The sequence below is a fragment of the Kitasatospora sp. NBC_00039 genome (genome assembly GCF_045160625.1).
GTDB lineage: Bacteria > Actinomycetota > Actinomycetes > Streptomycetales > Streptomycetaceae > Kitasatospora.
Genome location: NZ_CP108289.1, coordinates 3,425,618 through 3,441,484 on the forward strand (window position 1 = coordinate 3,425,618; position 15,867 = coordinate 3,441,484).

The window sequence follows — 15,867 nt, forward strand, 5'->3', positions numbered from 1 at the left end:
CCCCGCTCCAGGTGGAAGGATGGCCCCAGGGACGGAGACGCCCCCGGGCCCCGCAACGACGCGGCGGCCGGACGAGCAAGAGCCGAGGAGCGCAGTCATGGCCAAGCAGGCCCCGCAGAGCGACCCGGCGCAGGACGCCCCCCGGGTGTCGGCGCCCCAGCACGCGGCCGCCGGGCTGCCCGCGGTCGGCCACAGCCTCCGGATGGCCACCGAGCAAATGGGCGCCCGCCGCACCCTGGCCACCCTGCGCAAGGTGAACCAGCCCGACGGCTTCGACTGCCCCGGCTGCGCCTGGCCCGAGCCGGGCAGGACGCACACCGCCGAGTTCTGCGAGAACGGCGCCAAGGCCGTCGCCGAGGAGGCCACCGAGCGCCGGATCCTCGCCGAGTTCTTCGCCGCCCACCCGGTGGCCGAGCTCGCCGAACGGTCCGGCTACTGGCTCGGCCAGCAGGGCCGCCTCACTCAGCCGATGCTGCTGGACGAGGGCGCCACCCACTACACGCCGATCGGCTGGGACGAGGCCTTCGCGCTGATCGCCGAGGAGCTCCGGGCGCTGGACACCCCGGACGGCGCCGCGTTCTACACCTCCGGCCGGACCAGCAACGAGGCCGCCTTCGCCTACCAGCTGTTCGCCCGCCGGCTGGGCACCAACAACCTGCCGGACTGCTCCAACATGTGCCACGAGTCGTCCGGTTCGGCGCTCACCGAGACGCTGGGCGTCGGCAAGGGCAGCGTCAGCCTGAAGGACCTCTACCAGGCGGACCTGATCATCGTGGCCGGCCAGAACCCGGGCACCAACCACCCGCGGATGCTCTCCGCCCTGGAGCGGGCCAAGCGCGCCGGCGCCACCATCGTCAGCGTGAACCCGCTGCCGGAGGCCGGCCTGGAGCGGTTCAAGAACCCGCAGAACGCGCGTGGCCTGGTCGGCCACGGCACGAAGCTGACCGACCTCTTCCTGCAGATCCGGCTCGGCGGCGACCTCGCCCTGTTCCGCGCGCTCAACCAGATCGTCCTGGACGCCGACGGCGGCGTCGACGAGGCCTTCGTCGCGGAGCACTGCCACGGCTTCGAGGAGTTCGCCGCCGAGGCCCGGCAGACCCGCCGCGAGGAGGTGCTGGCCGCCACCGGTCTGCCCTGGGAGCAGATCGAGGAGCTGGCCCGGCTGGTGCTCGGCTCGCGCAAGGTGATCGTCTGCTGGGCGATGGGCCTCACCCAGCACAAGCACGCCGTGCCGACCATCCGCGAGGTGGTCAACTTCCTGCTGCTGCGCGGCAACGTGGGGCGCGCGGGCGCCGGCGTCTGCCCGGTGCGCGGGCACAGCAACGTGCAGGGCGACCGGACGATGGGCATCTTCGAGCGCCCGTCCGACGCCTTCCTGGACGCGCTGGGCGGCGAGTTCGGCTTCGAGCCGCCGCGTGCGCACGGCTACGACTCGGTGGACACCATCCGCGCGATGCGCGACGGCAAGGTCAGAGTGTTCTTCGCGATGGGCGGCAACTTCGTCGCGGCCACCCCGGACACCGACGTCACCGAGGCGGCCGTGCGCCGCTGCCGGCTGACCGTGCACGTCTCCACCAAGCTCAACCGCTCGCACGTGGTGACCGGCGCCCGCGCGCTGATCCTGCCCACCCTGGGCCGCACCGACCGGGACGTCACCGCCAAGGGTGCCCAGTTCGTCTCCGTCGAGGACTCGATGGGGCAGGTGCACTCCTCACGCGGCGGCCTGCGCCCGCCCGCACCGGGGCTGCTCTCCGAGGTGGCGATCGTCTGCCGGCTGGCCCGCGCCGCGCTCGGCCCGCAGGACAACGTGCCGTGGGAGGAGTTCGCCGCCGACTACGACACCCTGCGGGAGCGGATCGCCCGGGTGGTGCCGGGCTTCGAGGACTTCAACGAGAAGGTCCGCCGGCCCGGCGGCTTCACCCTGCCGCACGGCCCGCGCGACTCCCGGACCTTCCCCACGGCGACCGGCAAGGCCAACTTCACGGTCAACCCGCTCACCGCGCCCGAGGTGCCGGCCGGCCGCCTGCTGCTGCAGACGCTCCGCTCGCACGACCAGTACAACACCACGATCTACGGCCTGGACGACCGCTACCGCGGCATCACCGGCGGCCGCCGGGTCGTCCTGGTCAACCCGGCCGACGCCGCCGAACTGGGCCTGGCCGAGGGGGCGTACGTCGACCTGGTGAGCGAGTGGAAGGACGGCGTGAAGCGCCGCGCCCCGCACTTCCGGGTGGTGCACTACCCGGTGGCGCGCGGCGGCGCGGCCGCGTACTACCCGGAGACCAACGTGCTGGTTCCGCTGGACTCCACCGCCGACATCAGCAACACCCCGACCTCCAAGGCCGTGGTGGTCCGTTTCGAGCCGGACAGCGGCGCGAGCTGAGCCCCGGAACGGCTGAGGGGGCCTGCGGACCGCTGCGGTCCGCAGGCCCCCTCGGCCGTTCGCGTCAGTTCTTTCCGGCCGGCAGCGGCGTCGCGGACGTCGTACCCGGGGCGGAGGCACTGGCCGAGCCGGTCCCGGTGGCCGAGGCGGACGAGGTCGGCGTGCCCGTCGGCGTCCCGGTGGGGGTGCCGGTGGGCGTGCCCGTGGGGGTGCCGGTCGGCGTGCCGGTCGGAGTCCCCGTCGGCGTACCCGTGGGAGTCCCCGTCGGCGTGCCGGTCGGCGTACCCGTGGGCGTCCCGGTCGGCGTCCCCGTGGGAGTCCCCGTCGGCGTGCCCGTCGGCGTACCCGTGGGCGTCCCGGTCGGCGTCCCCGTGGGAGTCCCCGTCGGCGTGGTGGACGGTGTCCCCGGCGCAGGCGTCCCCGGCGCAGGTGTCCCCGGCGCCGGCGTCTCCGGCACCTGGTTGGCCGGGCTCGGCGCGATCGGGGTGACGGTGTCCCAGCCGGCCGGGAGGTCCGGCACCTTCCAGGCGCCGCCCGCCTCGTCCGAGGCGGTCTCCGGGTCGGGCCGGACGGCGCCGAGGATGGGCATCGAGCCGATCGGCGACACCTTGATCACGGCGCCCGGCCGGGGCGCCTGGACGACCAGCCCGCCGCCGATGTAGAGCGCGACGTGCGTGGCGCCCTCGAAGTAGATGACGAGGTCGCCGGGGCGCAGCTGGTTCAGCGCGACGTGCTGGAGCTGGGCCCACTGCTCCTGGCTGGTGCGCGGGATCGGCTTGCCGGCGTGCAGCCAGGCCTGCGAGGTGAGGCCGGAGCAGTCGAAGGAGCCCGGACCGGCGCCGCCCCACAGGTACGGCTTGCCGAGCTGCGCCAGCGCGTACGCGACGGCGGCGCGGCCGGCCGGCGAGGGGGTGCGCTCGCCCTTGCCGAGCGCGCCGGAGGCGAGGAAGGCGAGCTGGGCCTCGTCGGCCTTGACCTTCTCCAGCTTCTCCAGCTCGGTGCGCTGCGCGCCGGTGAGCGAGGAGACCGTCTGCTCGACGGAGGCCAGGTCGGTGGCGACCTTGGCCTTGGCGGCGTCCTGCTGGGCGACCAGCGCCTGCGAGCCCTTCAGCGCCTCCTCGTTCTGCTTCTGCAGCCCGCCGAGCGCCTCGCGGTCGGTCTTCAGCCGGTCCAGGAACTCGGACTGCGAGCGGCTGGCGGCGGCGAGCAGCTCGGCGACGGTGACCGCCTCGTACGGGTCCTTGGAGAGCAGCAGTTCGGCGTAGGCGGAGGCGGCGCCGTTGCGGTACTGGGCGGCGGCGAGCTGGGCGGCGATGTCGGTGCCGGCGTCGACCAGCTTCTGCTGGCGCTCCAGCCGGTCCTTGAGGTCGGCGAGCGTGGCCTGCTGCTCCGTCACCTTGGCGACGGCGGCGTTGTACTGCTCGGTGGCGGCCTCGGCACCCTTGTACAGCTCGTGCAGCTGGTCGAGCAGCGGGCCGAGGGTGGCCTTGGCGTCGGCCAGCGGGTCGGCACCGGGGGCGGCGGTCGGGGCGGTGACGCCGGGGCCGGGGTCGGGCGCGGCGTACGCGGCTTGGGTGGCCAGCGGCAGTGCGAGCGCGGCGGCCGCGAGCACGGCTCCGCAGCGCAGGGCGGCCCGCACCCACGGTCGCAGTCCGGCCGTTTCCGTCCGCTGTGCAGCCCCGCCCATGGGTGTGTCCTCCCCGACCCGACGGCTCCGGGGTCTCCGGGAGCCACGCCGATCCTGCCATGGGTTACTCGCCAGAAACAGACCGCACCCGCACGGGTCGGTGAATTCTCCGCTCCGGCTGTGAGGCGGGTCTCAGCAAACCGGAACGAACCGGGATGATCTGCGCCAATGCCCAGCTCAGCACGGCCGTGGACACCTTGGGGAAAGGTGCCGGACACCCGTCCGCCACCAGCGGAACCACGAATCCCGGCTCAGTTCACCTTCCGTTCACCGAACATCCCTACCGTCGCGAGCGACACCAACGTCAGTGCGACAACTACGACGATTGTTTGGGTATGGAACACATCTCGTTCCTGGTGGCCGTTGTGATCATCACGGCGCTCGCCTTCGATTTCACCAACGGGTTCCACGACACCGCCAACGCGATGGCCACCTCCATCGCCACGGGAGCCCTTCGGCCCAAGGTCGCGGTCACCATCGCGGCCGTCCTCAACTTCGCGGGCGCGTTCCTGTCCGTGAAGGTCGCCACCACCATCTCCGGCGGCATCGTCAACGAGAAGACCGGCATCCACCCGGAGATCATCTTCGCCGCACTGGTCGGCGCGATCCTGTGGAACCTGCTCACCTGGCTGAGAGGCCTGCCGTCGAGCTCCTCGCACGCGCTCTACGGCGGCCTGATCGGCGCCACCGTGGTCGGCGTCGGCGTCAACGGTGTCAACTTCGACACCGTCGTCACCAAGATCCTGATCCCCGCGATCGCCTCCCCGCTGGTCGCCGGCCTCGCCTCGTGGGGCGCCACCAAGCTGGCGTACGCGATCACCCGCAAGGGCAACGGCGAGACCGTCACCAAGGGCTTCAAGACCGGCCAGGTGTTCTCCTCCTCGCTGATCTCGCTGGCCCACGGCACCAACGACGCCCAGAAGACGATGGGCATCATCACCCTGACCCTGGTCTCGGTCGGCGCCCTGCCGAAGGGCGCGCTGCCCCCCACCTGGGTGATCATCTCGGCCGGCGCGGCGATCGCGCTCGGCACCTACATGGGCGGCTGGCGGATCATCCGCTCGATGGGCAAGGGCCTGGCTGACATCCAGGCGCCGCAGGGCTTCGCCTCCGAGTCGGCCGCCGCCACCGTCATCCTGACCTCCTCGCACATGGGCTTCGGCCTCTCCACCACCCAGGTCTGCTCCGGCGGCATCATGGGCGCCGGCCTCGGCGGCCCGAAGGGCGAGCTGCGCTGGAGCCTGGTCCGCCGCATGGTCTACACCTGGGGCCTGACCCTGCCCGCCGCCGCCGTGGTCTCCGGCGCCGCGGCCTTCCTGGCCGAGCAGGGCGGCTGGGGCGTGGCCCTGGTCGGCGCCGCCCTGGTGGCCGGCTCCGGCGCGATGTGGATCATCTCCCGCCGCCAGCCGGTCGGGGCGGACAACGTCAACGACGTCGCCCCGGCCGAGACCGTCACCCCGGTGGAGGTGGGGCCGGCCGGTACCCCGGTGACCCCCACCCCCGCCTCGACCACGGTCGCGGCCTGAGCGCCGCCGGCTGAGGAGCACACACCATGCACATCAAGTGGACCGCCCTGGCCCAGACCGCCGGCTTCAGCTTCGGCATCACCGTCGCCGTGGTCGCCGTCTTCGCGCTCGGCATCCTGGCCCTCTCCCGCCGCGAGGCCGCACTGACCGCGCAGCGCTCGGCGGCCGGCACCGGTGCCGCGACCGCCGGCCGGCTGGCCCTGGCCGGCGCGTACGCCTGCTTCGCGGTCTGCGGCGCTGCCGTCCTCTACGGCCTGTCGCTGATCGCCGGGCACTAGTTCAGCGGGCCGCGCTGATCCTGCGAGGATCCTGATCGCCCCGGCCGTCATGGCCGGGGCGATCATTGCCACACGGTGGAACGTCAGTTCTTGATCAGGACGACAGCGAAGCCGGAGTGCGGTGTTGACCTCTGCCAGGTCGAAGGCCGCAGGGTCGAACCGGCCGGCGGTGTCCAGGCCCGAGCCACTCGAAGCGTTCGTGTTCCTCGTGGCCGGGGTCGACGAGGATCCCGATGCGGTCCTCGTATCGCCGCAGCCCGCCGTGGCCACCGCGCCGAACCGGGGGTAGGTCGAGCCTGTGCGAACCGTGCTGGCCGGCACCCCGATCGCCGCCCACTCCGCCACACCCGGGCGGGTCCTCCCGGGGCGCCGCGATCGGCCGTCCGGGCCAACGGCATCCCCCGCTGCGCCGACACCGCGAGCGCGGACAGTGGACAACACGTCCCGGCCGGTCACTAGTGGAGGGACCCCACCCGAAGGAGCACCCATGCGGCACCCCTCCCTGGCGGCCACCGCGGCCACCGTCGCGCTGCTCGCCGCCGTCTGCAGCGGCTGCTCGAGCAGCACGAGCTCGACGAGCACCAGCTCCGCCCCGGCGACCGCGTCCGCCTCGCCGAGTGCATCCGCCAGCGCTTCCGCCTCAACCAGCGCGTCCGCCAGCGCTTCCGCCTCAACCAGCGCCACCGCGGGCGCCGCCACCGTGAAGGTCGTCGCGACCGGCGGCAACCTGGGCTCCATCCTGGTCGACGGGCAGGGCAGGACGCTCTACCTCTTCGAGGCCGACACCTCGTCGCAGTCCACCTGCTCCGGCGCCTGCGCGGCCGCCTGGCCGCCGTTCACCACGACCGGGGCAGCGACCGCCGTCGACGGTGCCACGGCCGGCCTGCTGGGCACCACCAAGCGCGCGGACGGCGCCACCCAGGTCACCTACAACGGCCACCCGCTCTACTACTACGCAGGCGACGCCAAGCCCGGTGACACCACGGGCCAGGACCTCAACCAGTTCGGCGCGGGCTGGTACGTGCTCAACGCGGCCGGCGAAAAGGTCGAGCCCAGCTGACCCCGACCCGCCGAACACGAAGGACACCTCGATGCACCCCGCCGAGCGGCCCAGCCGGCGGGCGCCCCGCGCCCTCTGGGCCCTGTTCCCGATCGCGGTCACGGCCGGCCTGTACTGGTTCGGCCGTGCCCACTCCCCCGACTACACCAGTGGCCTGTTCGGGCAGTACGGCGACAGCGCCAACCGGTTGAAGGCCCAGCTGGGCAGCGCCCTGGAGGGCCTGGCGCTGGTGCAGGTGGCGCTCGCCCTGTGGATGTACCGCCGTCTGCCGGGTGCGGGTGCCGCCCCCCGCCCGGTGCGCACCGTCCACCGGGCCGTCGGGCTGGCCGCCTTCCTGCTCTCGCTGCCCATCGCCTACCACTGCATCACCGCCTACGGCGTCGAGTTGTCCGACAGCCGGGTCGCGGTGCACTCGGTCACGGGCTGCGTCCTGTACGGCGCCTTCGCGGCGAAGGTCATCGTGGTCCGCCACCGCCGGCTGCCGGGCTGGGCCCTGCCGGTCGCGGGCGCATTGCTCGTTTGCGCGATCACGCTGACCTGGTACACGGCCGCGCTCTGGTACCTGGACGGCCGCCACGCCCCCGGGCTGTGACACCGTGGAGGCCCGTCCGGCTGCGGGGGCTCCTCAGCCGGTGAAGCCGACGTGGACGAGGACGTGGTGGGTGTCGCCCGAGAAGAACTGACCGGCCGCCATGCCCCCGCGGGCGAGCAGCCTCCGGGGCGCCCCACCGCTGCGGTTCCGTTTCTCCCAACCATGCGCGAGGCAGTGCCGGAGCAGGCGGATGCCCCGGGCGAGCCGGGCCGGGACCTCCTGGTGTGCCGCCCCGAGCCCCGCTGGAACGGTCACCGGGCACTGTGCACACCTCGAAGGCCGGGGAGCATCGATGCTCCCCGGCCTTCGGCGTTCCCGCGAGGTGTTCCTGCGAGGCGTTCCCGCGAGGTGCTCCGTCAGCCCTGCTGGGTGGTGCGCAGCGCGGTCTCGCGGATGAACAGCACCGTGATGAAGGCCAGCAGCGCAAACGGCGCCGCCATCAGGAAGACCACGCCCACGCCGTGCCCGAAGGCGTCCGTCACCAGCGGGACGACCGGGGCGGGCAGCTTGTGCAGGTCCGGGATGCCGCCGCCGGCCGCGGCGCCGGTGGCCGGGATGTGCGCGGCGGCCAGGTTCTCCGCCAGGTAGTGGCCGACCTTGTTGCTCATGAGGGCGCCGAGCGCGGAGACGCCCATCGCGCCGCCCATGGTGCGGAAGAAGGTGACGACCGAGCTGGCCGCGCCGAGCTCGCTCCGCGGCACCGTGTTCTGCACCGCGAGGACGAGGTTCTGCATGGTCAGGCCGAGGCCGATGCCGGTGATCGCCATGTAGACGCAGAGCAGCCGGTAGTCGGTGTCGGCCCGGGCGGTGCCGAGCAGGCCGAAGCCGATCGCCAGCATCAGGGTGCCGGAGACCAGGTACACCTTCCACTTGCCGTACTTGGTGATCAGCTTGCCGGCCACGGTGGAGGAGACCGCCAGGCCGAGGATCATCGGCAGGGTCATCAGGCCGGCGATGGTCGGGGACTTCTCCCGGGCCAGCTGGAAGTACTGGCTGAGGAAGGTGGTCGCGCCGTACATCCCGATGCCGACCAGGACGCTGGCGAGCGCGGCGAGTGTGACGGTGCGGTGGCGGAAGAGCGCCGGCGGGATGATCGGCTCGGCGGCGCGCTTCTCGACCACGACGGCGAGGGCGCCGAGCAGCAGCCCGCCGCCGACCATGGCCACGGTCTGCCAGGAGAGCCAGGCGTAGTTCTTGCCGGCCAGGGTGATCCAGATCATCAGCAGGCTGACGGCGCCGGTGATGACCAGCGCGCCCAGGTAGTCGATCTTCACCTTGCGCTTGACCACCGGCAGCTTGAGCGTGCGCTGCAGCACCGCGATCGCGGCCAGCGCGAACGGGATGCCGACGTAGAAGCACCAGCGCCAGCCGAGCCAGGAGGTGTCGACGATGACGCCGCCGATCAGCGGACCGCCGATGGTGGCCAGGGCGAAGACGGCGCCGAAGTACCCGCTGTACCGGCCGCGCTCACGCGGCGGGACCATCGCGGCCAGGCAGATCTGGGCGAGCGCGGTGACACCGCCCGCGCCGATGCCCTGGAGGGCGCGGCAGGCGATCAGCTGGCCGGTGTTCTGGGAGAGGCCGGCCAGCGCCGAGGAGGCGATGTAGATGACCAGGGCTATCTGCAGCAGCAGCTTCTTGCTGGCGAGGTCGGAGAGCTTCCCCCAGATCGGGGTGGAGGCGGTGAGGGTCAGCAGGGTCGCGGTGATCACCCAGGTGTAGGCGGACTGGCCGCCGTGCAGGTCGGTGAGGATGCGGGGCAGCGCATTGGAGACGACCGTCGACGACAGCACGGCCACGAAGAGGCCGAGCAGCAGTCCGGACAGCGCCTCCATCACCTGCCGGTGCGTCATGGGTTGGTCGTCGGCGGTGGCGGCTCCGGTCGCGGCTGGGGTGGTGACGGTCATCTGGGTCCTTCGGCGGGGTGCGGAGGCGGAAGCGGGAGACGGCAGACGAAGGGCAGGAGATCGTTGCCTTAAGCAACCATAGGACGATTGGTTGACTAGGGCAACTTTCTTCAAGCCGAAGTAAAATCCGCTCCCGGCCCACTCCGGGCCTTGCGCTTCAGACCCCCATGCCCTCCCCGACCACGTCGTTGAAGCGGTGCAGCAGCTCGGCGAAGCGGACCACGTCCTCCTCGGGCCAGTCGGCCATCAGCGCGCGCACCCGCTCCATCCGGGCGTCCCGCGCCCCCAGGAAGCGCCGGCGGCCGTCCTCGGTCAGCGAGACCAGGGCCGCCCGGCGGTCCAGCGGGTCCGCCTCCCGGTCCACCAGGCCCAACTCCTCCAGGGCCCGGATCTGCCGGCTCACCGTGGCCTTGCCCACCGCGAAGTGCACGCCGACGTCGGTCACCCGCACCCGCCCGGCCTGCTCGATGTAGGCGAGCATGCTGTACGCCATGCCCTCCAGCTGGGGATGCACCCGGCGGGACATCTCCGCCACCCGGGCCCGGCCGCGCCGGAAGAGCAGCGAGACCTCGCGCTCCACCGCCATCACGGACTCGTCGTCACTCGCCGCACTCACGGCGCCAGTATCCCGCAGCCCGCCGGGCCGGAACGCGGCGCGGGAGGGACACCGGGCCGACTAGTTGATGGTATGAAGTATCCGTTTGTCCTCTATCGGCCGATACCCAAGGAGATGTGCATGACCGCCCCAGGGAAGGTCCCGAGCCAAGGACTCGTCGCCGAACTGAAGGAAGCGGTCACCCCGCGCACGGCGCTGATGGTGATCGCCGTCCTCCTCCTCCAGCTCGGCTTCATCACCTCCTACGTCGGCGCCCTCCACCACCCGACCCCGCACGAGCTGTCGATCGCGGTGGTTGCCCCGCCGCAGGTCTCCCCCAAGCTGGTCGGGGCGCTGGAGTCGGTGCCGGACGACGCCGTGAAGGCCGTCACCGCACCGGACGCGGCGACCGCCGCCGCCCGGATCAAGGACCAGAAGATCTACGCCGCGCTGGTCTACGACCCGGCCGGCACCGAGGACACCCTGCTGGTCGGCGGTGCCCGCGGCCCGTCCGCCGCCAGGGCCGCCGAGACCATCGTCACCGGGCTGGAGAAGTCCCAGGGCCGGACGGTGAGGACCGAGGACGTCGTGCCGCTGGCCAAGGGCGACCCCAACGGCCTCACCTCGTTCTACCTGGTGATCGGCTGGTGCGTCGGCGGCTACCTGGTCGCCTCGATCCTCGGCGTCAGCGCCGGCGCCAGGCCCGCCAACACCAACCGGGCGGTGATCCGGCTCGGCACGCTGGCGCTGTACTCGGTCGCGGCCGGCATCGGCGGCGCGGTGGTCGCCGGCCCGGCCCTGGACGCGCTGCCCGGCTCGTTCTGGGGTCTTTCGGGCGTCGGCGCCCTGGTGGTCTTCGCGGTCGGCGCCTTCACCATGGCCCTGCAGTGCCTGTTCGACATCGTCGGCATCGGCCTCGCGGTGCTGATCTTCGTGGTGCTCGGCAACCCGAGTGCGGGCGGGGTCTTCCCGCCACCGCTGATGCCGCCGTTCTGGCGGGCGATCGGCGCCTGGATCCCCAACGGCGCCGGGACGGACGCGACCCGCTCGATCGCCTACTTCGGCGCCACCAACCTCGGCATGCCGCTGCTGGTGCTGATGGTCTGGGCGCTGGTCGGGGTCGCGGTCACCTTCGCCGCCGTCATGCGCGGGCCGCGCGGCGGCCGCGAACTGGTCCGCCCCTAGGTCAGCCCTCCAGTCGGCCCGGGTCGGCGATGATCGCCCGGACCACGCCGACCGCGGCTCCGAGCAGCGGGCCGCGGCGGCCCAGCCGGGAGACCGTCAGCCGCTCGTCCGACCAGGGGCGGACGGTGACCCGGGCCGCCAGCTCGGCCCGCATCGCCGGCATCAGCCAGGGCGCCAGCTGGGCGTAGCCGCCGCCCAGCACCACCTCGGCCGGGTCGAGCAGGTTGACCGCCCCGGCCGAGGCGATGCCCAGCGCCGAGCCGGCCCCGGCCAGCGCGGCACGGACCTCCTCGTCGCCGGCCTGGGCCCGCTCGGCGAGCAGCGCCACCCAGTCGCCGCGGATCCCCTCCAGGCCGGCCGCCCGCAGCACCGCCGTCTCCCCCGCGTACTGCTCCAGGCAGCCGTGCGACCCGCACGCGCAGAGCGGCCCGTCCGGGCGGACCGGCACGTGGCCCAGCTCGCCGGCGTAACCGCGGGCCCCGCGCAGCAGCCGGCCGCCGACCACGATCGCCCCGCCCACCCCGGCCTCGGCGGAGACGTGCAGGAAGTGGTCGGGCGCGCCGCCCAGCCAGAGTTCGGCGAGCCCGCCCAGGTTGGCCTCGTTGTCGGCGTCGATCGGCAGCTCGGCCAGCTGCTCGGCGCCGGCCGCGCGCAGTGCGTGCCGCAGTTCGGCGGCGACCGGCACGTCCTGCCAGCCCAGGTTGGCGGCCCGCTGGAGCACCCCGCCGCCGTCGCCGACCAGCCCCGGCACGGCCAGCGCCAGCCCGGCCGGGTGCAGCCCCGCCTCCACGGTGGCCGCGCGCAGCAGCTCGGCCAGGTCGGCCAGGACGGCGGCGGGCCGCCGGCCCCGGTTGCGGATCTCCTGGCGGCGCCAGGCGCGGACCTCGCCGCGCAGGTCGACCACGCAGGCGCCGAGGTGTTCCACCCCGATCTCGGCGCCGAGGCCGCCCGGCCCCCGGGGGTTGAGGCCCAGCGCGGTGCCGGGCCGGCCGACCTTGCCGCTGGGTGCGGCCGGGCCCTCCACGACCACCAGCCCCGCGGTGATCAGCTCCTCGGCGAGCGAGGAGACGGCCGCCCTGGTCAGCCCGGTGTCGGCGGCCACCTCGGCCCGGGAGCGCGGGGCGCGCGCGATCACGCCGAGCACCAGCGCCAGGTTGGCCCGGCGCATGCCCTGCTGGCTGGCGGGTCCGGCCCGCAGGCCGTCCGTCTCGCGCATCGCCCTCACCCCGCTCGGCTGCCGGACACCCGCTTCGGGGCCGGACGTTTGCAGCGTAACCGCGTTCGGCCGCCCGCTCCCGGCGGGCCGGAGGCGGGCGGCCGGACACGTGGGCGCGACCGGCTACGAGATGCGCTGCGGCTGCTCCACCGGGGTGGCGGGCGGTTCGGCGAGGCGGGTGAAGACCCAGCGCTGCATGGCCCAGTAGCGGAACAGCATCGCGACGAAGGTGCCCACGACCATCCCGCTGACGAAGTCGGCCACCCCCTCGGCGAAGGCCGTCACCCGGGGCTCGCGCAGGTCCAGCAGGTAGCGCGAGACGATCAGCGGGAGGACGTTGACGCCGATCGCCACCGCGCTGACCAGCAGGAACAACAGCACCTCGCGGCGGCGGCCGACGGCCCGGAAGGACCACTGGCGGTTGAGCACGTACGAGACCGCGGTGCCGACCACGGTCGCGAGGGTGAGCGCCACCACCGGCTTGTGCTCCAGCACGGTGAACTTCAGCACAAGGTTGAGCACCGTGGTCAGGCCGAAGCAGGCACTGCCGACCAGCAGGAACTTCACCAGCCGGCGGTGCCTGATCAGGAACGGGCGCAGCCCGGCCGGCACTCTGGCCAGGGCACGCTGCGTGGGGGACGGCATCTTCGCAGTCTGACCACGGCAGCCGTGGGCCGCTACTCGTCCGCGGTGATCCCCAGCACCCCGGTGGTGGTGTCCTGGTGGACCACGCCGCCCGGGTCGAGCCGGCCGTCCGGAGCGAGCCGACGAGGAAGGCCGGCGCCGGCGTACCGGGTGCGCACCACGGCACCGGTGCGCGGACCGATCTCCGCGCAGGAGATCTCCGCTTGGCAGGAGGGGTAGGGGTCCAGCACCGACGTGGCCGCACAGACCCTGACGGGGTGTGGGGCCCGCAGGCTCCCACACCCCGTCAGCCGGCCGCCCGTCAGGCGGCGACCAGCACCTGAGCCGGCTCCAGGGCCAGCTTCAGCACCTCCCGGACGTCCGCGACCGGGTGGACGGTGAGCCGCTCCAGCACCTCGGCCGGGACGTCGTCCAGGTCGGCCTCGTTCCGCTTGGGGATGATCACCGTGGTGACGCCGGCCCGGTCGGCGGCGAGCAGCTTCTGCTTCACCCCGCCGATCGGCAGCACCCGCCCGGTCAGCGACACCTCGCCCGTCATCGCCACGTCGGTGCGCACCTTGCGGCCGGAGAGCAGCGAGGCCAGCGCGGTCGTCATGGTGATGCCGGCGCTCGGCCCGTCCTTGGGGACGGCCCCGGCGGGGACGTGCAGGTGCACGCCGCGGTCCCGCAGCGAGGTGACCGGCAGCTCCAGCTCGGCGCCGCGCGAGCGGAGGAAGGAGAGCGCGATGTGCGCGGACTCCTTCATCACGTCGCCCAGCTGCCCCGTGAGGGTGAGCCCGGTGCCGCCGGTCTCGGTGTCGGCGAGCGAGGCCTCGATGTAGAGGACGTCGCCGCCGGCGCCCGTCACCGCGAGGCCCGTCGCCACACCGGGGACGGCGGTGCGCCGCTCGGCCGGCTCCTGGGCCGCCTCGGGGACGTGGTGCGGCCGGCCGATCAGGGCGCGCAGGTCGTCGGCGCCGATCGCGGCGGGCAGCTCGCGCTCGCCCAGCTCGCTCTGCGCGGCGACCTTGCGCAGCACCCGCGCGATCGAGCGCTCCAGGTTCCGGACGCCCGCCTCACGGGTGTACTCGCCGGCCAGCCGGCGCAGCGCCCCCTCGTCGACCGCGGCCTCCTCGCCCTTCAGGCCGGCCTTCTCCAGCTGGCGCGGGAGCAGGTGGTCGCGGGCGATGACGACCTTCTCGTCCTCGGTGTAGCCGTCCAGGCGGACCAGCTCCATCCGGTCGAGCAGCGGCTCGGGGATGGCCTCCAGCACGTTGGCGGTGGCGAGGAAGACCACGTCGGAGAGGTCCAGCTCGACCTCCAGGTAGTGGTCGCGGAAGGTGTGGTTCTGGGCCGGGTCCAGCACCTCCAGCAGGGCGGCCGCCGGGTCGCCCCGGTAGTCGGAGCCGACCTTGTCGATCTCGTCCAGCAGGACGACCGGGTTCATCGAGCCGGCCTCCTTGACGGCCCGGACCAGCCGGCCGGGGAGCGCGCCGACGTAGGTGCGCCGGTGGCCGCGGATCTCCGCTTCGTCCCGGACGCCGCCGAGCGCCACCCGGACGAACTTGCGGCCCATGGCGCGGGCCACCGACTCGCCGAGCGAGGTCTTGCCGACGCCGGGCGGGCCGACCAGCGCCAGCACCGCACCTCCGCGCCGGCCTCCCACCAGGCCGAGCCCCTGCTCGGCCCGGCGCTTGCGCACGGCGAGGTACTCGACGATGCGGTCCTTGACGTCTGCCAGGCCGGAGTGGTCGGCGTCCAGGACGGCACGGGCGCCGGCGATGTCGTAGGCGTCCTCGGTCCGCTCGTTCCAGGGCAGCTCCAGGACGGTGTCCAGCCACGTCCGGATCCAGGAGCCCTCGGGCGACTGGTCGGACGCCCGCTCCAGCTTGTCGACCTCCTTGAGGGCCGTCTCGCGGACCTTCTCGGGGAGGTCGGCCGCCTCGACCCGGGCGCGGTAGTCGCCCTCCTCGTCGGCCGGGTCGCCGTTCAGCTCGGCCAGCTCCTTGCGGACGGCCTCCAGCTGCCGCCTGAGCAGGAACTCCTTCTGCTGCTTGGCCACGCCCTCCTCGACGTCCTTGCGGATGGTGTCGTTGACCTCCTCCTCGGCGAGGTGGTCGCGCAGCAGCGTCAGCGCGTACTCCAGGCGGGCCACCTGGTCGGCCTCCAGCAGCACCTTGAGCTTCTGCTCGGCGGTGACGAAGGACGCGTAGCCGATGTTGTCGGCCAGCTCGCCGACGCCCTCGGTCTGGGCCACCCGGTCGACGATCTGCCAGGCGCCGCGCCTGCGCAGCCATTGGGTGGAGAGCGACTTGTACTCCTTGACCAGCTCGGCGGCGCGCCCGGCCACCGGGGTGCCGACCGAGGACTCCCGGAACGGCGTGGTCTCCACCCAGAGGGCGGCGCCGGGCCCGGTGGTGCCGACGCCGATCCGGACCCGGCGCACGGCGCGCACCAGCGCCGCGGGCCCCCCGACGGAGTCGGGGCCGTCGGCCAGCCGGCCGACCTGTTCGACGGTGGCGAGGGTGCCGACCGCCGCGTACGAGCCGTCCACCCGCGGGACCAGGAGGACCTGGGGCTTGCCGGTGCCGGTGGCCGCGGCCCGCGCGGCCTCGACCGCGGCCCGCACCTCGGTGTCCTTGAGGTCCAACGGGACGACCATGCCCGGGAGCACGACCTCGTCGTCGAGCGGCAGCACGGGCAGGGTGAGCGGTGTGGACGTCGATGCCATGATCTCTCCCCAGTCAGCGAAGTTGAGTTGACCTGACTAAGGTTTGGCGAGCGCCGGATGTTCCCGGCCCGTCGTTCGCCATG

Annotated in this window: 14 protein-coding genes; 6 read left to right on the forward strand and 8 right to left on the reverse strand. The window is 73.4% G+C overall.

Translation table 11 applies throughout. From position 1 onward, the window contains the following. The first annotated feature begins 97 nt into the window (after window positions 1–97). The gene (locus OG286_RS15090) at window positions 98–2,383 is read left to right on the forward strand and encodes an FdhF/YdeP family oxidoreductase (protein WP_396320813.1); all 2,286 of its coding nucleotides are present in this window, start codon (window positions 98–100) and stop codon (window positions 2,381–2,383) included. 64 nt (window positions 2,384–2,447) lie between these two features. Here OG286_RS15090 and OG286_RS15095 read toward each other — a convergent pair whose 3' ends face one another. Further along, window positions 2,448–4,070 (reverse strand): NlpC/P60 family protein, encoded by a 1,623-nt coding sequence (locus tag OG286_RS15095; protein WP_396320812.1) that lies wholly within the window; start codon window positions 4,068–4,070, stop codon window positions 2,448–2,450. A 335-nt stretch (window positions 4,071–4,405) separates the two neighbouring features. Between OG286_RS15095 and OG286_RS15100 the strand changes: the two genes are divergently transcribed. The 4 genes from OG286_RS15100 (at window position 4,406) to OG286_RS15115 (ending at window position 7,526) form a co-directional block, all read left to right on the forward strand. Beyond that, window positions 4,406–5,596 (forward strand): anion permease, encoded by a 1,191-nt coding sequence (locus OG286_RS15100; protein ID WP_396320811.1) that lies wholly within the window; start codon window positions 4,406–4,408, stop codon window positions 5,594–5,596. Window positions 5,597–5,622: 26 nt separating this feature from the next. Continuing rightward, window positions 5,623–5,874 carry a hypothetical protein gene (locus OG286_RS15105; RefSeq protein WP_405361348.1) on the forward strand — a complete coding sequence of 84 codons (252 nt, stop codon included), beginning with the start codon at window positions 5,623–5,625 and terminating at the stop codon, window positions 5,872–5,874. A gap of 487 nt (window positions 5,875–6,361) precedes the next feature. Beyond that, entirely contained in the window at window positions 6,362–6,934 is a 573-nt protein-coding gene (locus tag OG286_RS15110) for a hypothetical protein (protein ID WP_405361346.1), read from the forward strand. A 31-nt stretch (window positions 6,935–6,965) separates the two neighbouring features. Continuing rightward, window positions 6,966–7,526: a DUF6529 family protein gene (locus tag OG286_RS15115; RefSeq protein ID WP_405365348.1), complete on the forward strand. Its 561-nt coding sequence runs from the start codon at window positions 6,966–6,968 to the stop codon at window positions 7,524–7,526. A 33-nt stretch (window positions 7,527–7,559) separates the two neighbouring features. Here the strand turns inward: OG286_RS15115 and OG286_RS15120 are convergent, their stop codons facing one another. The 3 genes from OG286_RS15120 to OG286_RS15130 all read right to left on the reverse strand — a co-directional run bounded on the left by OG286_RS15120 (window position 7,560) and on the right by OG286_RS15130 (window position 10,049). Next, window positions 7,560–7,781, reverse strand: a complete 222-nt coding sequence (locus OG286_RS15120; protein WP_405361342.1) for a hypothetical protein — start codon at window positions 7,779–7,781, stop codon at window positions 7,560–7,562. A 101-nt stretch (window positions 7,782–7,882) separates the two neighbouring features. Then, complete coding sequence (locus OG286_RS15125) at window positions 7,883–9,433, reverse strand: MDR family MFS transporter (protein ID WP_396320809.1); 1,551 nt, start codon at window positions 9,431–9,433, stop codon at window positions 7,883–7,885. A 157-nt stretch (window positions 9,434–9,590) separates the two neighbouring features. Then, entirely contained in the window at window positions 9,591–10,049 is a 459-nt protein-coding gene (locus OG286_RS15130; RefSeq protein ID WP_396320808.1) for a MarR family winged helix-turn-helix transcriptional regulator, read from the reverse strand. A 120-nt stretch (window positions 10,050–10,169) separates the two neighbouring features. On the opposite strand from OG286_RS15130, the gene OG286_RS15135 reads away from it, so the two are divergent. After that, window positions 10,170–11,213 (forward strand): DUF3533 domain-containing protein, encoded by a 1,044-nt coding sequence (locus OG286_RS15135; protein ID WP_405361339.1) that lies wholly within the window; start codon window positions 10,170–10,172, stop codon window positions 11,211–11,213. A gap of 1 nt (window position 11,214) precedes the next feature. Here OG286_RS15135 and OG286_RS15140 read toward each other — a convergent pair whose 3' ends face one another. From OG286_RS15140 to lon, 4 genes are all read right to left on the reverse strand, one after another. Next, a complete protein-coding gene (locus OG286_RS15140; RefSeq protein ID WP_405365350.1) occupies window positions 11,215–12,429 on the reverse strand; it encodes an ROK family protein in 1,215 nt (404 codons plus the stop codon). A 123-nt stretch (window positions 12,430–12,552) separates the two neighbouring features. Further along, window positions 12,553–13,074, reverse strand: coding sequence for a GtrA family protein (locus tag OG286_RS15145; protein ID WP_396320805.1), 522 nt, complete (start codon window positions 13,072–13,074; stop codon window positions 12,553–12,555). A gap of 32 nt (window positions 13,075–13,106) precedes the next feature. Continuing rightward, window positions 13,107–13,304 (reverse strand): hypothetical protein, encoded by a 198-nt coding sequence (locus tag OG286_RS15150; RefSeq protein ID WP_405365352.1) that lies wholly within the window; start codon window positions 13,302–13,304, stop codon window positions 13,107–13,109. A 71-nt stretch (window positions 13,305–13,375) separates the two neighbouring features. Then, window positions 13,376–15,784, reverse strand: a complete 2,409-nt coding sequence (lon, locus tag OG286_RS15155) for an endopeptidase La (protein WP_405365354.1) — start codon at window positions 15,782–15,784, stop codon at window positions 13,376–13,378. Window positions 15,785–15,867 lie beyond the last annotated feature (83 nt).